General features: G+C 55.1%; 1 rRNA gene. It reads right to left on the bottom strand.

The features are described 5' to 3' along the window. Positions 1-408: ribosomal RNA gene (locus AB4124_RS34135) — 16S ribosomal RNA — on the bottom strand; the annotation flags it as partial. Positions 409-417: the final 9 nt, after the last annotated feature.

Below are 417 nucleotides of genomic sequence, written 5' to 3' on the forward strand. Positions count from 1 at the left end.
GTTGCTCCGTCAGGCTTTCGCCCATTGCGGAAGATTCCCTACTGCTGCCTCCCGTAGGAGTCTGGGCCGTGTCTCAGTCCCAGTGTGGCCGTTCACCCTCTCAGGTCGGCTACGCATCGTCGCCTTGGTGAGCCRTTACCCCACCAACTAGCTAATGCGCCGCAGGCCCATCCCCAAGTGACAGATTGCTCCGTCTTTCATTATTCCACAATGCTGYGAAATAAATTATCCGGTATTAGCTACCGTTTCCGGTAGTTATCCCAGTCTYGAGGGCAGGTTGCCTACGTGTTACTCACCCGTCCGCCGCTAACTCTCAGGAGTGCAAGCACTCCATCAAGTCCGCTCGACTTGCATGTATTAGGCACGCCGCCAGCGTTCGTCCTGAGCCAGGATCAAACTCTCCAATAAAGTGTTTGA

Source organism: Paenibacillus sp. 2KB_20, assembly GCF_052115765.1.
Taxonomy (GTDB): domain Bacteria; phylum Bacillota; class Bacilli; order Paenibacillales; family Paenibacillaceae; genus Paenibacillus_AQ.